27 protein-coding genes are annotated in these 14,733 nt (G+C 37.8%); 11 read left to right on the top strand and 16 right to left on the bottom strand.

Annotated elements, in window-relative coordinates; genetic code table 11:
* Window positions 1-253: 253 nt before the first annotated feature.
* From HX129_RS07210 to HX129_RS07150, 13 genes are all read right to left on the bottom strand, one after another.
* Window positions 254-640: a beta-sandwich lipoprotein gene (locus tag HX129_RS07210; protein ID WP_286436109.1), complete on the bottom strand. Its 387-nt coding sequence runs from the start codon at window positions 638-640 to the stop codon at window positions 254-256.
* A 62-nt stretch (window positions 641-702) separates the two neighbouring features.
* Window positions 703-1,005, bottom strand: a complete 303-nt coding sequence (locus HX129_RS07205; protein ID WP_286436108.1) for an Acb2/Tad1 domain-containing protein — start codon at window positions 1,003-1,005, stop codon at window positions 703-705.
* A gap of 774 nt (window positions 1,006-1,779) precedes the next feature.
* Window positions 1,780-2,283 carry a hypothetical protein gene (locus tag HX129_RS07200; protein ID WP_174492729.1) on the bottom strand — a complete coding sequence of 168 codons (504 nt, stop codon included), beginning with the start codon at window positions 2,281-2,283 and terminating at the stop codon, window positions 1,780-1,782.
* 5 nt (window positions 2,284-2,288) lie between these two features.
* Window positions 2,289-2,684: a putative endonuclease domain-containing protein gene (locus HX129_RS07195; protein ID WP_286436107.1), complete on the bottom strand. Its 396-nt coding sequence runs from the start codon at window positions 2,682-2,684 to the stop codon at window positions 2,289-2,291.
* Window positions 2,681-3,028 (bottom strand): hypothetical protein, encoded by a 348-nt coding sequence (locus HX129_RS07190; protein WP_286436106.1) that lies wholly within the window; start codon window positions 3,026-3,028, stop codon window positions 2,681-2,683. Before HX129_RS07190 ends, HX129_RS07195 begins: the two co-directional genes overlap by 4 nt.
* A gap of 68 nt (window positions 3,029-3,096) precedes the next feature.
* Window positions 3,097-3,423, bottom strand: coding sequence for a hypothetical protein (locus HX129_RS07185; RefSeq protein ID WP_286436105.1), 327 nt, complete (start codon window positions 3,421-3,423; stop codon window positions 3,097-3,099).
* Window positions 3,420-3,602 carry a hypothetical protein gene (locus HX129_RS07180; protein ID WP_286436104.1) on the bottom strand — a complete coding sequence of 61 codons (183 nt, stop codon included), beginning with the start codon at window positions 3,600-3,602 and terminating at the stop codon, window positions 3,420-3,422. The genes HX129_RS07185 and HX129_RS07180 overlap by 4 nt, the downstream gene beginning before the upstream one ends.
* Window positions 3,599-4,360, bottom strand: a complete 762-nt coding sequence (locus tag HX129_RS07175; protein ID WP_286436103.1) for an ATP-binding protein — start codon at window positions 4,358-4,360, stop codon at window positions 3,599-3,601. Before HX129_RS07175 ends, HX129_RS07180 begins: the two co-directional genes overlap by 4 nt.
* Window positions 4,360-5,202, bottom strand: coding sequence for a hypothetical protein (locus tag HX129_RS07170; RefSeq protein WP_130075289.1), 843 nt, complete (start codon window positions 5,200-5,202; stop codon window positions 4,360-4,362). The genes HX129_RS07175 and HX129_RS07170 overlap by 1 nt, the downstream gene beginning before the upstream one ends.
* Window positions 5,199-5,465, bottom strand: coding sequence for a hypothetical protein (locus tag HX129_RS07165; RefSeq protein ID WP_130075290.1), 267 nt, complete (start codon window positions 5,463-5,465; stop codon window positions 5,199-5,201). Before HX129_RS07165 ends, HX129_RS07170 begins: the two co-directional genes overlap by 4 nt.
* Entirely contained in the window at window positions 5,462-5,674 is a 213-nt protein-coding gene (locus tag HX129_RS07160) for a hypothetical protein (protein ID WP_228257115.1), read from the bottom strand. Before HX129_RS07160 ends, HX129_RS07165 begins: the two co-directional genes overlap by 4 nt.
* A gap of 186 nt (window positions 5,675-5,860) precedes the next feature.
* Window positions 5,861-6,361 carry a phage regulatory CII family protein gene (locus tag HX129_RS07155; protein WP_286436102.1) on the bottom strand — a complete coding sequence of 167 codons (501 nt, stop codon included), beginning with the start codon at window positions 6,359-6,361 and terminating at the stop codon, window positions 5,861-5,863.
* A 70-nt stretch (window positions 6,362-6,431) separates the two neighbouring features.
* Window positions 6,432-6,653, bottom strand: coding sequence for an XRE family transcriptional regulator (locus HX129_RS07150; RefSeq protein WP_286436101.1), 222 nt, complete (start codon window positions 6,651-6,653; stop codon window positions 6,432-6,434).
* 127 nt (window positions 6,654-6,780) lie between these two features.
* Here HX129_RS07150 and HX129_RS07145 point away from each other — a divergent pair, with 127 nt between their 5' ends.
* The 3 genes from HX129_RS07145 to HX129_RS07135 are packed head-to-tail and all read left to right on the top strand — an operon-like array spanning window position 6,781 to window position 8,326.
* The gene (locus HX129_RS07145) at window positions 6,781-7,473 is read left to right on the top strand and encodes a LexA family protein (RefSeq protein WP_286436100.1); all 693 of its coding nucleotides are present in this window, start codon (window positions 6,781-6,783) and stop codon (window positions 7,471-7,473) included.
* 33 nt (window positions 7,474-7,506) lie between these two features.
* Window positions 7,507-7,728: a hypothetical protein gene (locus HX129_RS07140; protein WP_286436099.1), complete on the top strand. Its 222-nt coding sequence runs from the start codon at window positions 7,507-7,509 to the stop codon at window positions 7,726-7,728.
* 58 nt (window positions 7,729-7,786) lie between these two features.
* Entirely contained in the window at window positions 7,787-8,326 is a 540-nt protein-coding gene (locus tag HX129_RS07135) for a hypothetical protein (protein WP_286436098.1), read from the top strand.
* Between the two features lie 282 nt (window positions 8,327-8,608).
* On the opposite strand, the gene HX129_RS07130 is transcribed toward HX129_RS07135, so the two are convergent.
* Window positions 8,609-8,788, bottom strand: coding sequence for a hypothetical protein (locus HX129_RS07130; protein WP_286436097.1), 180 nt, complete (start codon window positions 8,786-8,788; stop codon window positions 8,609-8,611).
* 124 nt (window positions 8,789-8,912) lie between these two features.
* Between HX129_RS07130 and HX129_RS07125 the strand changes: the two genes are divergently transcribed.
* Window positions 8,913-9,113 carry a hypothetical protein gene (locus HX129_RS07125; protein WP_107010229.1) on the top strand — a complete coding sequence of 67 codons (201 nt, stop codon included), beginning with the start codon at window positions 8,913-8,915 and terminating at the stop codon, window positions 9,111-9,113.
* Between the two features lie 22 nt (window positions 9,114-9,135).
* Here the strand turns inward: HX129_RS07125 and HX129_RS07120 are convergent, their stop codons facing one another.
* Window positions 9,136-9,369: a hypothetical protein gene (locus HX129_RS07120; RefSeq protein ID WP_286436096.1), complete on the bottom strand. Its 234-nt coding sequence runs from the start codon at window positions 9,367-9,369 to the stop codon at window positions 9,136-9,138.
* A gap of 189 nt (window positions 9,370-9,558) precedes the next feature.
* On the opposite strand from HX129_RS07120, the gene HX129_RS07115 reads away from it, so the two are divergent.
* From HX129_RS07115 to HX129_RS07085, 7 genes are read left to right on the top strand one after another with little or no spacing between them, the layout of a single operon-like run.
* Window positions 9,559-10,023 (top strand): hypothetical protein, encoded by a 465-nt coding sequence (locus HX129_RS07115; RefSeq protein WP_286436095.1) that lies wholly within the window; start codon window positions 9,559-9,561, stop codon window positions 10,021-10,023.
* Window positions 10,023-10,319, top strand: coding sequence for a hypothetical protein (locus tag HX129_RS07110; RefSeq protein WP_286436094.1), 297 nt, complete (start codon window positions 10,023-10,025; stop codon window positions 10,317-10,319). Before HX129_RS07115 ends, HX129_RS07110 begins: the two co-directional genes overlap by 1 nt.
* Before the next feature lie 11 nt (window positions 10,320-10,330).
* Complete coding sequence (locus tag HX129_RS07105) at window positions 10,331-11,125, top strand: hypothetical protein (RefSeq protein WP_130075533.1); 795 nt, start codon at window positions 10,331-10,333, stop codon at window positions 11,123-11,125.
* A gap of 10 nt (window positions 11,126-11,135) precedes the next feature.
* A complete protein-coding gene (locus HX129_RS07100) occupies window positions 11,136-12,731 on the top strand; it encodes a hypothetical protein (RefSeq protein ID WP_286436093.1) in 1,596 nt (531 codons plus the stop codon).
* Complete coding sequence (locus HX129_RS07095; RefSeq protein ID WP_130073635.1) at window positions 12,731-12,934, top strand: hypothetical protein; 204 nt, start codon at window positions 12,731-12,733, stop codon at window positions 12,932-12,934. Before HX129_RS07100 ends, HX129_RS07095 begins: the two co-directional genes overlap by 1 nt.
* Before the next feature lie 9 nt (window positions 12,935-12,943).
* A complete protein-coding gene (locus tag HX129_RS07090) occupies window positions 12,944-13,291 on the top strand; it encodes a hypothetical protein (protein ID WP_130073636.1) in 348 nt (115 codons plus the stop codon).
* Complete coding sequence (locus HX129_RS07085) at window positions 13,291-13,578, top strand: DNA-binding protein (RefSeq protein ID WP_286436092.1); 288 nt, start codon at window positions 13,291-13,293, stop codon at window positions 13,576-13,578. The genes HX129_RS07090 and HX129_RS07085 overlap by 1 nt, the downstream gene beginning before the upstream one ends.
* Here the strand turns inward: HX129_RS07085 and HX129_RS07080 are convergent.
* Window positions 13,575-14,594, bottom strand: a complete 1,020-nt coding sequence (locus HX129_RS07080; protein WP_286436091.1) for a tyrosine-type recombinase/integrase — start codon at window positions 14,592-14,594, stop codon at window positions 13,575-13,577. The genes HX129_RS07085 and HX129_RS07080 overlap by 4 nt on opposite strands.
* Window positions 14,595-14,733 lie beyond the last annotated feature (139 nt).

The following is a 14,733-nucleotide window of genomic DNA, read 5'->3' as shown; positions in this document are numbered from 1 at the left end:
GCCCATAAAAAAACCTACAATTTGTAGGAAATCGTAGGTATAAAAGTCACATACATAAGCAATTTGGGGAATTACTTATGCAATTCAATATTACTTGAATTTAGTTTTATGCCAAGTAATTTTTTTGTAAATTTTACTCAAAAAGAAGCCCTCCATTACTGAAGGGCTTTCCCCTGATCTTTTGCGCTGATTCAGGTTGTTGTTTTGCAAGGTAATATTAACATAAATATATAAAATATACTCTATATATCAATTAATTTAGCTTTAAATCTATATCAGAAATAATCGACTGTGGCTTGAATGCAACTTTATAGTGATAAGCACTCACACCCTTACTGGATAGCTGCTCTGAAAAGTAAGTTACATTGTCTGAGATGCCTAACGAATGTTTTTTGAATTCTGACGCACCAGTCTTACAAGTCACATCAACCTTACGCTCACTAACAGCATCGAATGAGCACTTACCTTCAATTGTCAGAATATATTCGCCAGTGATTCCATTGTAGAAAACCACACGGCGATCCAGTTCAAAGTTATCCGCAGCATAAGATAGATTTTTAGATGCGACTTGAGCATCACGAGAACAACCGACCATTGCTACTGCACACACTAGACCAACAACTAAAAGACGTTTTTTCATTGTTTTGCTTTCTCCAAGACAAAATAAAACCCCTTTCGGGGTTAAGTAAACGTAGCGAAAGGTTAGAAAGTTGTCGGTTGAGCAACTGCACGAACCAAATACATTAAACCTGTTTGAAAATCTGTCTTGGCCATAGCAGCAAAGCGTTCAGGTGTTGCAGATTCAAGACGATCCCACTCATCCAAATCATGAACTTGCTGACCAGCATCACACTTACAGTTATAGCGTTGTGTCGAAATGTGATTTTGGACTTTCTCAATAACAGCTTGGACTTGTGGACCTATTGCCTTAATTTCATTCATCAAGTCAATTTCTTGTTGAGATAGGTCACGATAACCCTTAATTTTTTGATGTTGATTTTTCACTTCACTTCCCTCTAAGCATTAAAAACCCCATCAAATGACAGGGTTATGTATAAAAATAACTATGAATTACTATGAATAGCTAAAGGGTTCGAATTCGATGGGCTTAAATGGTACGAAATCGATCTAATTAAAACTACTCACCACAAGCAGCATTACTCAATGGACCACACTTACTTTTAGGACCATCAAAAAAAGTGGCATTTGCAGTAACTGAAACAAACAAAAGTAACAAAGCAGCAATAATACTTTTCATCTTATTTTCCTGAATTGAAATATTAAAAAAGGGCTTCGCACAAAAACAAAACCCTTGCAGTATCAATACTGGCAAACTGACTGTGTTAATGGGTCGCCAATCCAAAATAATACTCACCTTTTACTACTAGATGATTGTCTTTTCACAGACAATAAAAAAGCCCACCTTTCGATGAGCTTTTATATAGATTAATTTAACTTACTACATTGGTAAATTTCCAATCATGTATACCAATGTTGTAAGCGCTAGGTACATAAAAACAAAAAACAAGAAATTTATAGAATTATTAAGCATTCAATTTCCCCTTTCATTTTTTACTGTACTTTTTTTATACAAAATTTAGAAAGAAATAACAAACAATTTTTTTGATATTTTATATCAACTTATTACACACACCAAATTCCACTAAACAAAAAAATACCCACTTATTTGGTGAGTGGGTATATTAATCGTACAATTTAGTGTGAATTACTATTACTTCGTCCACTATAGCAGAAATATGCCATACCCCGTATATACAGTCAAGTGGATTCAATTACTTCCTTTTTTACAAACTTTTCAATGATGAAATTAGGGTAGCGCGATTTAACAAATGCTAAACCACATTTAATATCCTGTTGGATCTGTGAAACATACGTATCATTACTTTTTGCAATATCTCGTACTGAACTTCCCATAACATAGTGCGACCAAATGGCGCTGATCCATTCATTAACGACTTCATCATCAATAGCTTGAATATCTAAAAATAACTTGTGTATTGCACGCGCCTCATTACTATCTAACTCGCAACACGTACCCTTACGGCGTACACATAAACGATCCTTTAGCTCTACATCATTCATATACATAGCGAGTAGCTTTTCACGTTGTTGCTGTGTAATACGTTTGGTTGGCATAGTCTTTACAACACGTACCATCGTTTCATTATCACCATTGATCCAAGCTCCGAGCTGGCGACACCATTCTTCAAAGCTATACTTCTTCCAATCCGTTGCTTGCATAATCGTAACCGCTGCATTCATACCCATCACTCCACCAACCGTCTAATGTCTTCAATCGCTTTGCCACTCTTAACCTGCTCAGTGCTATACCGATACACTGAATAACCCAGTAGTTGTGCTGAATTGTATTTTTCCATGTCTGCTATGTAACCTTTCCCTCTTGTATGCCTCCCACCACTCCAAATCCCACCTTCAACCTCGATCAAAACATTGCTACCCACAATATAAAAATCCGCCCTCCACTTGCGTTCAGGATTAAATTGAAACTCTGCCTGAAACTCGATGTTGTACAACTTTAAATGCTGTGCGAGCGTAGCCTCACCCTCACTGACTACTCGTTCTTTTTTCACAGTCACACGGCGCTTACTACGGCGTGGTTTTGCATACTGGGCTCTGTATTCAGCGGTTGATATGCTGCTCAAACCACTCGCTCCAACATTGTCAAACATGAACGATATGCAAACGCATATTCTGAGTTGTTATTCTTTACAGCATCACTCACAGCAAGCTTTAAGCATGAGATTAAATGCAAATGCTGACTATTCAGCTTTAACCATTTACTCTTGTAATGCTCAAGCTCTTTTTCAATAACCTCTAAACGCTCAACCGATTCAACATAAGAGAGTTGGTTAAAGCATTCACCATATTTGCAATACCCTGCCTCAGGACAATCCTGTGCAGCATTTTGGCAACGAGTTATTGCATTACCATAAATTTCAAGATCAGTGCTGAGTAGATCAGCTTCACAAGGGATACACTTATTCACACCCAATTCATTGATATGAGTTTGATTTACTCTTGACGGATACAATTTGCTGATCTTATTACACTTGTTCACAATGTGACCTCACACCGAATACACTTCGCATTTTTTGACCTAAACTGAGCAATCCCATGCGTGTCACACCAATAGCTAAACGACTTTCGCTTGTTTTTAATTGCAAGCTGTTGTAACTCATGTATTGATTTGTCAAAACAAGGGCTTCTGAAAGTCTGATACTGTGAGCGATCTAAAGTCTCCACCTCACCACCTTTCGCCAAGAACTTTTCCATTTCAGTTTCAAGCTCTTCACGCAATCGGCGTTTAGCGATAATTTGAGCATGTGTTGCGTTCTTGCCGACTTGTACCGACCAAATACGTTGATTGAATGCTTCGTTCATGCTGTCGCTCCAAACACCTTAGGGCCATCCCAAGGCTTACAATCATCCGCTTTAACCCAACCAATTGTGTTTGAGCCAAATCCTAACCATCTCACACCCTTACTAATACGGATTTGCTTAATCTTATTAGGGCGACCTGTACTCGGATGTGTGACGTAATTGCCTATTTGAAAATTCATACCGCACCATTCTTTTGCACGCGCTGATCTGCCCAATTACATTCAACAATCGTCAAACCATCATGTTGAAATCGAGACCAAAGACGATCCCCTAAGTCTTTTTGCAATTCAGCTAAAGTGAGATTTGAAATCAGCATGGTGGGCTTACCTGCGTCATAACGTGCATATAAAACTTTATGGACCAGTTCCAAGCGCTTTTCGCGATCGTGTAAACCGTATTCATCCAAGATCAACAAATGGTATTGAGTAAAATCATGAATTACAGATTCTTCAGATTGACCTTTGCTGTCCTTATCCCAAGCATTCATGATTTTTTGAGTAAGTTCTTCGCTAGTGATATAGCGAACATACAGCCCTTTGCTGAGTAAAGTTCTTGCTGCTGCACACGCTAAATGTGTTTTACCAACGCCAGTACTCCCCACCATGATTAAATTTGATTTAACGCCCATTGCGATTGATTTGGTGTAACTCACACACTGACTTCTCGCATTGGCTTGACCAGGATTGCTTGAATCCAACATGTAATTTCTAAATCCTGAATTTGCATGACGAGCTGGAAGCATTGCGCTTGAGAAATGTTTATCACGAACCATACGATCTACTTCAGCTTGTCGATCTTGATTGGTTGTTTCAACGTGATTCACGGCGCACTTAGGGCAAGTTTGAAATGGACCAGACTGAACCTTAGCAATACGGTGTATGGTGCAATATGCTTCCACTTGTTGAAAACCGTGGTTGATTAGAGAAATTGCATTCATCAGTAAAAATCCTCCGGTATGTCAACATGATCAACAGGTCCTTCGTACTGTGGTTGATTTGCCCATGCCTCGTTGACGTTGCGATTTGCAGGTTGAGTTTTTTTGTTTTCAGCGCGTGGTGGTTTTTTCGCTGTTGATTTATTGCGCTTAATCCACTTCACAAAATTTGAATACATTTGGGTGTCAGTGAGTTTTCCTAGTTTTAAACGCGGTGAATAATATGAATTCACCTCAATCAAAACTTGCTCAGCTTGATCTTGAGTCATTGCTTGTTCACCAGAGCGCTGTAACCAAGAATTCAAAGAATGCAAATCAGGTACCCAAAGATTTAAAACTTCATCGACAGAATTTTTAGGCGAATTTTCTTGTGTGTTTATATCTGTAGTAATCTCTGAAGTAATCTTGTGTATAACGGATTGATGATCTGACGACCCCGAATTAATGTTTTGCTTATCCCCGAACGCTAAATCTTCATTTCGGGAATTTGCAATTTGAATTTCGCTGATTTCAGCTTTGATTACGTTGGTTTGATACCAATGATCGAATACAGCAATATCTAATTTATAGAAAATCTTATGCTCTAATCGTTTTTCAGTCTCAACTAGAATACCTAGTGAACATAGTAATTTTCGAGCTGTACGCTGTTGGCTATATGTTAGCCCTGTTTCTGCCGTCCACTCTTCAGCAGTCTTATAAACGCCAAGCTTATTATCAGTTTTATCACTCCAATAGATCAACTGAGATAGCATGATGCCAGCAAGTGGATTACCTAATGCAATACCAATAGCGGGATAATAAGCAACTGCTCTACCTAGACCTTTTAGTGTTGAATAATGACTCACGCTGCACCTTCCTTGATCTGTAAAAACCGACCGTAACGTGCCACTCTTCCAGCACGTACCAAGCTTGCAGCGATTTCACTCGCTTGCCACAAAGAGATCCTGTGGTAGTTCATCAGTGATTCAATGAATTCTTGCTGTAACACCATGGCATTATTTTCATCACGATTGATCTTGCGTAAATTAGCTTTACGCACTGAGAGCAATGAACCAAGCATGTGTAACGCAGGTTCATGCCAAGATTGAATGATTTGCTCAGTGTTCATGACACCTCCGCTAAAGCATGTTCAGCTTCGGTTAAACGGCGGTTGGCGTGGAGTTCGGCGACGGTGGCTTGGCGGACAAACTTTTTATTTAAAGTTAATGTCCCTAATTCAATGAGCACACAAACTGTATTTTCGTAAACCTCAAGGACGTTATAAATTCCCTCAAAAGGTTTTAGTGTTGCACTTAATACTGTTATGTCTAAAACCACAGCATCACCAACCAAGAAATCACTTTCGGTCGATTTTAATTCCAGCGAATTCGAGGGAATTAAACAGTGATTACACGGCTCGTTTTTAAACTCAGTGCACTTGTTAGTGCATGGGTGATTTGGTATATTTAATTTCATATTCATTGGTTTCCTACTTGTGAATTACCAAAAGCCTGATTCCCAAGATCAGGCTTTTTCATTGTCTACACATGATGTGTATTTCTTCATTTGCTTAAGTGCTGCCAGATCAACAGCTGTTGCTAACTCAATTAATGTTTGTGTGAGTTGATGAATAGTCTCGTATTCTTGTGGTGTTACAACGCCATCTTCATAAGCCTCGTAAACTGCTTTATTGGCTTTGCCTGACTTTATGTTGTGCTGCATCATTGCTTCAAAAACTGATAACTCGTGATGCTTGTTGGAACCACAATCTACTGGAACTAAGGCATACCCCAACTGATGTGCCCACACTTTCAAAATTTCAGGATTCCGTGTGTACATCATGATTGCTTCGAGTTTCTTTAAACTCGGTAAATGATTAGGCATACCCACATTTCCGTAATTACAGATTGTGTTGTGTGAGTCACCAGTAACCTGAGCAATTTCTTTTGGTGAAATCCCTTGCGTTTGGTTAATCATTTTAAAAATAGCCGTTTGCGCTTCCCGACTAAGTGAAATTTCTTGCATTGTGAAATCCTTGTTTTCTTTCACGTATATTTTTAAGCAAAGAACATGAATACTTTGCTCATAATGTTGCTTAGATGGCAGCTGAGCTTCCCAAGAAGAATTCAAAAATTCCTTTGTGAGTTAGCTTTTCATTACTTGCATCAACCATTTTTTGAATAGTTTCCATGCTTGGTTTTTTTCGACCATGAATTAAGTGAGATTCCATGTACCCATAAGAAATTTTTGTGGTTTCACAAAATTGGATACGCTCACTTTTTTCTAATCCTCGCCAAAAATCATAAAGGGTAAGCATAAATACACCTTAAAGGTAAATATTAATTAAATATACCTAACAGGTAAATATTTTTCAACCTCTGAGGGTATTTATTTTTTCTACCTATAAGGTAAATTTATTATTAGTTTTTAGAGGTACTTCCGTGATGACTGAGTTACAAACAATTCATGAAATAAGACTTAGCAACACCAAAAGATTAATAAAAGAATTAGGTTTAACTAGAACAGAATTTGCTGAAAAAATTGATATGTCTTACAACCTTGTGAGCCAATATATTGGTAAAAACCCAACAAAAAATATTGGTGACGATACTGCTGAAAAAATTGAAAAAGCCTTTCATAAGCCAAAGGGTTTTTTAGACCAGTCAGGCATTGCAACACCCAAACAGGAAAACACTAACGTTAAATTTATTAAGCCAAACATGGCTCCAGTGCTGTCATGGGTTCAAGCGGGTACATTTACAAATGTAAGTACTGTTGATATGTCGCAGGTTGAAGAGTGGCTTCCTTTGCCAGATGAATGCACGAATTGCTATTACTTAAAGGTTCAAGGTATTAGTAATAATCCTGATTTTCTTGAGGGTGATTATATTCTGGTAGATCCTGATGTTTATTATGGTGATATGCAGTCTGGTGACATGATTGTTGTAAGAAAGTTTGAGGATGCTACTTTTAAGAAGTTGGTGATTGAAACAGATGGTTCTCGCTATTTGCAAGCTTTAAACCCTGAATTCAAGCCAAATGTCATCCCTCTTGATGAAAATTGTAATTTTGTTGGACAAGTGATTGATTGTATTCGATACACATATCGAGCAAAACGTAGAAAGAAATGTAATTAAAACATTAACTTTAAATAAGCATTAGAGAAACCTATGGATAATTTAGCACTACCAATCAATCAAATTATTACTCGAATTAATGATGCAGCAGCAAATAATGAGGCGATCGTCCTTACAGCAGAAGAAGTAAAAATCTTGTCAAAGGATATTGGAGAAACGTATTTCATACCTGTCTTAACTAATGAGCAGATTGTTCAACTTTGTGAAGAAGGAAAGTTAGGAAAACCAATGTTTCCTAAGAAAACGGATAATTAAAACTGCGAACCCGACGCGATACTTTTAAACATGCGAATTACTAAAGGTGAAAACTGAGATGGTTGTAAAAAGAGTTAACGATTCTTGGCAAAATTTCCCATATAGAAAAGATTTTGAAGGTGGTGCCTCAAATAATGGTGGATTTAATTTAGTTGAAAATCCAGCGCAAATTGACTTAATAACTGAATTCGAGAATCTTCCAGAGATCAAAAAAGCTGTATACCAATTAAATATACAAAACACTCCCTTCATGACAACTGGCTTTCTTTTTGATAGAGAAGACGAACACGCTGTCTATCATGGGTATATCGAATTTTGCTTTAGACCAAGTGTTAATTACTCATTAATCGATATCTATAAACTTGATGAGATGTTTATATCCCATACCCTTGAGGTTATTGGGAAACAGTTTGCTGATTTTTATCAAACGGAGTTTCTTTGGGAAATTCGTGAAGGAAGCGTTCAGCAATCTTCCTTAGTTCCGATTTATTGTGTTTTCTTTCGAGCTCGCAATCATGCTGAAGCTGAGCTGGAGCTGGTCCCTCTTCTGAATTGGTTACAAAGTTCATTTCAACACCTCGTTAAACAAAATAATTAAATCTGCGAACCCGACGCAGCTTACTGATCGGGTGGAGAGAAACTGTGAAATTCAAGGATAATATTCCCAAAAAATATCAATCTAAAATTGTTAATATTGGTTATCTTGGTAAAAGCTCTGAGCACAAAAGTCGTCTTGAGATAAATTTCGAAAATGACATGAAATTAACCATTTATGATATTTCAGAGCAAACTTATCAAGAAATGAATTCCTGCAAATATGGGTGGGAGTATTATTTTGCCGAAAATATCTACCCAAATTACCGAGACCAAATAGAGATGGTTAAGAACTAGAATTAAGCCACGCCAATGTATCTTTTAATTGCTTAATTTCCTCATCTGGAGTTATTCGACCTACTTTTTGGTAGTTTTCAGACCACTCTAAAATAAAGGATTTGAGTTTCACTGATTCAAGTTTTGATATTGCTGATTCAATAGCTAAAATAGCTTTGGTTTTATCCATAACAAACTCCATAACCCACCCAGTGTGGGTTTTCTTTTTAAAAATCCATACTTTCCCTGATATTATGAAGTTGAGACTCTGCACCAACATTGTTCTCAAAACATCCATAAATATCGGAGAAAATATGAAACCTGAAATTATAGAAGCCCTAGCGTTAGAGCTTACTAAAGCAACTATTAATGAGCGTTCCAAACATGAAAGCGCTTTTGACATTACTGATGCAGAATTATGGGTTCACGTATACTTGGAATCTTTAGAGCAAATCAAGAAAGGTTATGAAGAGCAATCAACAGAACAAAGCCTTAATGACTGGAAAAAGCTCTAACCCACGATATCAACCTTTTGCATTAATTAATATCTAACAAACAGCCATTCTTTTTTGAGAATTCAAGAAGAGTGGCTTTTAGCTCATCTGCATACTTAAGTGGCACTTCAATAGTAGCAGTAACAACCCGACCACCAAACACAACCAGCTTAGCCGCGTTCACCTGCTCTTCCAAATCCTCAGGCTTCACGCCATTCAACAGTAGTTTTTCTACTAGTTGTTTACGCCATTCGTGTATTTCATTTCCTAAACTCATTCTTATCACCTTAGTGGTTGGTTTTCTTTTGTCTATTATACTTAAAATACACCTATAAAGCACATTAAATTTTACCTACAAGGTATTTACTTTATTTTACCTACAAGGTATATTTTATCTCACAGACAATAAAAAAGCACACCGACCTTCAAAACCGTGTGCTTTTTACAGAAACCTGCGAGATCAATTATGAATGCAAAACTAAATTCCATCAACCCCACTGTTACACACAGTGTACAGCCAAAGCGCTTTTTCCAAGTATTTGCGCTCAGTGCTCTAATCACAACGGGTGTAGCTGCTTTCATTCATGAGCCTAAGGCTACCGAATACAAACCGCCTTTAGCATCTGAATACATCCCTTCCACTTATGCTGTGCAAACCGTTGAAATCACATCAATGAGCACAGGCTATGCGGTGATTCAACTTGATGACCTTACTGTGACGTTCCCTTTTAGTTATGAAGCACATAAAGACAGCAACGGCGTACCAGGTTATGACTTCACAGCTGTAGAAATTAAAGAACTCGGCGAAATCAAAGTCTTTGATGAAAAAGGCAATCCATATCGCGACTTCACCGACCAGATCGACCACCGCAACTTTAATAACGTGCTTGTGGGTTTTATTGAAAAAAATCATTTGGTGGAGGCGATCTGATGACAACTTCTACTCAAAAACAAGAAGTGATTCACTTCGGGAAATACCGTGGCACTGCCCTTGCAGATCTAAAGCATAGCTATGTGCGTTGGTTGCTTACATTAGAAAATCTTAATGCTGCTTTACGTGAAAAACTCAATCAATTGCCTTGGGTTCAAGAAGAATTAGCACGTGAGCGTGACTTTGAAAGACGTAAAGCTTTGGCAATCATGTTAAGTAAGCCTTGCTTCCAACGTGATACACGATACTCAGCGAATCAACGCATTGCCTATAACAATGCTAAATACAATAACTAAAGGGGCTGGTCATGACAACAAATAATCTTAAAATTTGGAATGATGTTAAACAAACCCCTAGCAACTTCCTGAAAAAAATTGAATTTGGTTATCTTAAAGGTAAATCTGATATTAACCCACAATGGCGATTAATGGCCATGACTCAAGCATTTGGTCCTGTAGGTCATGGTTGGACATATCGAATTGTGCGTACCTGGTCTGAAGCTGCACCCAATGGATCTATTATGTGTTTTGCAGAAGTTGCTGTTAAAACTAAATTTGAAGGTGCATGGGGTGAAGAATTCTCGGGTATTGGTGGTTCTGAAATTGTTGAGATAGCTAAAGGTCAATTAAAAGCTAGTGATGAAGGTTACAAGAAAGCAGTCACTGATGCATTGGGTGTAGCATTTAAAGCCGTGGGTGTAGCCGCCGATGTATATCTTGGAAATTACGATGGTAGTAAATATTTATATGAGTATGATCATGCTTATCAAGCAGACAAAATACTTACTCAGTCGCAAAATCAAGGCTCACAACAATCTAATCAGCAACAAAACCAGAACATGCAACAGCCTGTTCAACAACAAACTACCCCACTAAAACCCAAGGATACTCGAACACAGGAACAGATCTATAACTCTGCCTTAGCTGCAATTCAAAAGACTGAAGATAAGAGTGTTTTGCTCACTGCTGCTAAGACATTCAAAGGCACAAAATATGAAACACATATTAATAATGCCTGTCGTGCTCGAGCAGATCAAATGGGTTGGCCAACAAAACAAACCCAACAAAATCAAAACTCACCACAACAAGCAATGCACCACTGAGGGATAACAAATGGATATTTTAAACGCTAAACAAGCTTTTGAAGCAATGTCATCTGGTCAAGCAGTGTTGTGTCGTGCAGTCGGTCAACTGCTCGACTTTGGCGAGTTGAGTCAGTTCCCTGCTACTGTGTTCTTTGGTGCTGATTACGAGTTTTGCCTTGCGCCTCGTTTTATGACGATTGGCCAATTAGATCTAGAAGTGCCTGAGTGTATCCAAGGTGCAGATGATTTAATCAATTCTACCATGTATTACGCACCTAATCTTTTAGATGTAAATCGTCCTATTGAAATTTTAAGTACTACTGACAATGCTAATTATTTAAAACGTTTGATCGCATCAAAGCTTTTACATAGAACTTCTGATGATGCTATTGCCCATGCACGTGCATTTATTACTCTAAACGGCGGATCATTAGGTCCTATCGAAGTTGAAGCTGTTGCTGAGCCTAAACCAACACCTACTATTGTCATTGGTACACCAGATGACTATTTTGCTTGCATTGAATCTAAAATCTATAAAACAAAGTCACCTGAAGATATACAAAAAATCAGTGATGAAATTAATGCTGATCCAAAATTAAATGATGATGATCGTAAAGACTTATTCAAAATAATGGATGCATTTCATGCTACGGAAGAAGTTTCTGATCTTGTACCCACTAAGATTGTTGAAAAAAAGCCTATTAAAAAGCGTACACGTAAAGCCAAAGAACCTGTGGTTGAAGCGGAACCGGCACCAAAAAGTAACCCTGCTTTCACCGTTGAAGATGTTGATGCAATAGAGACGGATGCAAACGCAATAATTGAAAAGTTCAGCGAACAAATTGCCAATTGCACCACGACAGATGCAGTGCTTTCATTGCGCCCAATATTTCTCGCCAATGGTCATTTGGAGCGTGAACAGCATCAATACTTGTGCAAACTAACTGAAGACAAATTACTTGAGCTAGATCCCAAAACGTATACACCTCAGTCTAATATTGAGATTGAAAGCCAAGAAAATGTAACTGTTTCAGAAGACAAACTAACTGACGATTTTTCTCTAAATAGTGATGAGGAAAAGTCTCACATAAGCGCTGAAATCAAACAGGAACTAACGTACAAAATTTTTCAAATGAGCGCTGAGGAATTGGACGCTATTACGACTGAGATTCACAACAATCCTAAGTTGATATTTACACACAAAAATCATCTGGATGGGCATATTGAACTTCGTAGAAAAGCTTTGGCCAAAGAAGCAAATGCAGAGGCTGAACGTGAATACCAAACAAAACTTACAGATTTAATCAATAGAGCGAGTCAAGCACAAAGTCCTGCTGAAGCTAATGCTTTGGTTCGATATATAAATAAATGGTCAGCTGAACAACGCCAACCTTTATTACAGGCAATTCATAAACGCTTAAGCGAGTTGAGTGTTGATGCTCAACCTATTGAACAACCACCATCATTGATGGTGCAGATCCAAAATGCACCCAACCTTACCACGTTAGATGCACTAGAAATTGATGTTAGTGGTCGTCATCCAGACATTCAGCCAAAACTCATGGGCTACATTCGTGCACGTCGATTTGAGTTAGAGAATGGACCTAATGGAGATGCTCAATAATGAAAACAGTCGTCAAAGCTAAAAACCTTCTGGCCTTTCGACTTTGGCTAGAAAAATTAGGATATAAGGTAAAAATTTTAGCCGATGGTAAAGCATTTAATTTTCGCTTTAAAAAACAGTATGGACTGGTCACTAGTGAGTTAAATGGCAATGCTCTTGCTATGGCTTTAGGTGCTGAATTTGAAGAACATTTGAGAAGTTGAGGTTGTGTGATGGAAATCAATCAATTAAAACCCGAAGAAGTTATTCGTGACAAGTGCGGTTTTTGGGTTCATCCAATTTTGAATGAATATCTTTGTAATTTGCTTGGTGATCGTGAATGTATGACTGAATCAGAGCATTCAACGATGTTAATCCATTTCAATATTAATGTGCGTTGTAGTGCGATGGAGTGGGATTGCACCGAGGAATTGGCAGATAAATATTGGGGTGAAGGTGATGTTGATGCTGTTAAGGAATGGCAACCTACCCCGCCGAAAGGTGATGGATGGTTTCTTATAGCCATAAACGATACAGATGATGGTCCAGTTGCTTGGTGGGCAAAGGAAAAGGTGGCGTGATGGGAGCATTGCAAGAATATTTAATTGTAGTCGAATCTAACAGCCCACCCCAAGTCACAATTGGGCAAAATATTGGTGGTGCTGTTGTTAAGGAATTGAAAGAAGTTGAGGTTAAATTGGTCTCAGCAGCTCAACTTGCAAAAATTTACAACCTCAGTGTAAATACAATTCGAGATAAATTGGTCAGTATTAATCAAGGCACAGCAGGAAAATGTTTGTACAATCCCCAACTTGCACATAATGTACTAACTACAAAAAAACAAAGAGGCAGACCGAGAGCTAATTAGCTCTCGGTTTCATTAAACATCTCAACTAGATCCTGCGCGTCTGGATTGTAATAAGTATTGATTAATATCCCAATAGTCTTATGCCCAGTAATTTTCGCCAAAACTTCCACAGGTAACTTTCTAACTTTCACCATTCGTGTAATCGCTTCATGCCGTGTATCATGAAAATTAATATGTGGTAGCCCTGCTTCGCCTCTTACTCTAATCCAAGTTCTACCCAATGACTTCTGCTTTACAGGAACAATATAATCTTGATCCAAAGGAATGAGATCTAAAAGCCTTTTAGCTTCTTTAGATAATGGTACATTTCGAGATTCACCATTTTTTGTCATGGGTAGAAATATAAAACCGTCTTTTATATGTTCACGCCTCATTGCTAAAATCTCGCCTTGGCGCATTGCAGTTTCAAGTGCAAATAACATAGCCCAGCATGTGTAATGCATCACTCTAGTTGGTTTTTTCGTTATATCCCATTTAAAAAACTGAATTAATCTTTCTTGATCTTCAATACTGATCCGCTGATTACGCCCCTTGCCTTTATCTGGCTTAACAACGGTTTGCCAAACATTACGGTCAATTAAAAATAATTCTTTTTGTGCATAGGTAATAATGGATGAGAACATTGCAAATTCTCGCAATGCCGTACTGCTTTTAACTTCCTCAAGGCGTTTGTTACGCCATTTAACAACATCATTGGGTGTAACGTCATGAATAGACTTTGTGGCCAAATCACCCAAAATTCTGTCGATATTATCTAATTTATTTCGAATCACATATGCAGACTTTAATTTACTGCCTTTCTCGAGATAATATTTTTCACAAAGTTGCTTAAATGGAAAGCTAGGTTTAATACCTTGATCAACTTGCGCTTTACCAGTCTTAAGTTCTAATAATTTCAAAGCAGCCCATTGTTCACATTCTTTTTCAGTGTCTCTTGTGGCACTGATTCTCTGCCCATTAAACATTAATTCAATACGGAATGAATTGCCTCTTTTGCGTGGCTTTGGGATCTTCATTTCTGGCGTAATCTTGGCGTAATAAACTTACAATTATTCTTATTTTATAGTAAAAATAGGTAAAATACTCATCTTTTAGCGCAACATAAACGACAAAATAGCTTGTGCTAAAAAATAAATTTTTAACACAAACTATTGA

The sequence above is a fragment of the Acinetobacter sp. 251-1 genome, assembly GCF_030329305.1.
Taxonomy (GTDB): domain Bacteria; phylum Pseudomonadota; class Gammaproteobacteria; order Pseudomonadales; family Moraxellaceae; genus Acinetobacter; species Acinetobacter piscicola_A.
The sequence above is the reverse complement of the archived record's forward strand: the minus strand, read 5'-3'. Positions and strand labels throughout refer to the sequence as shown.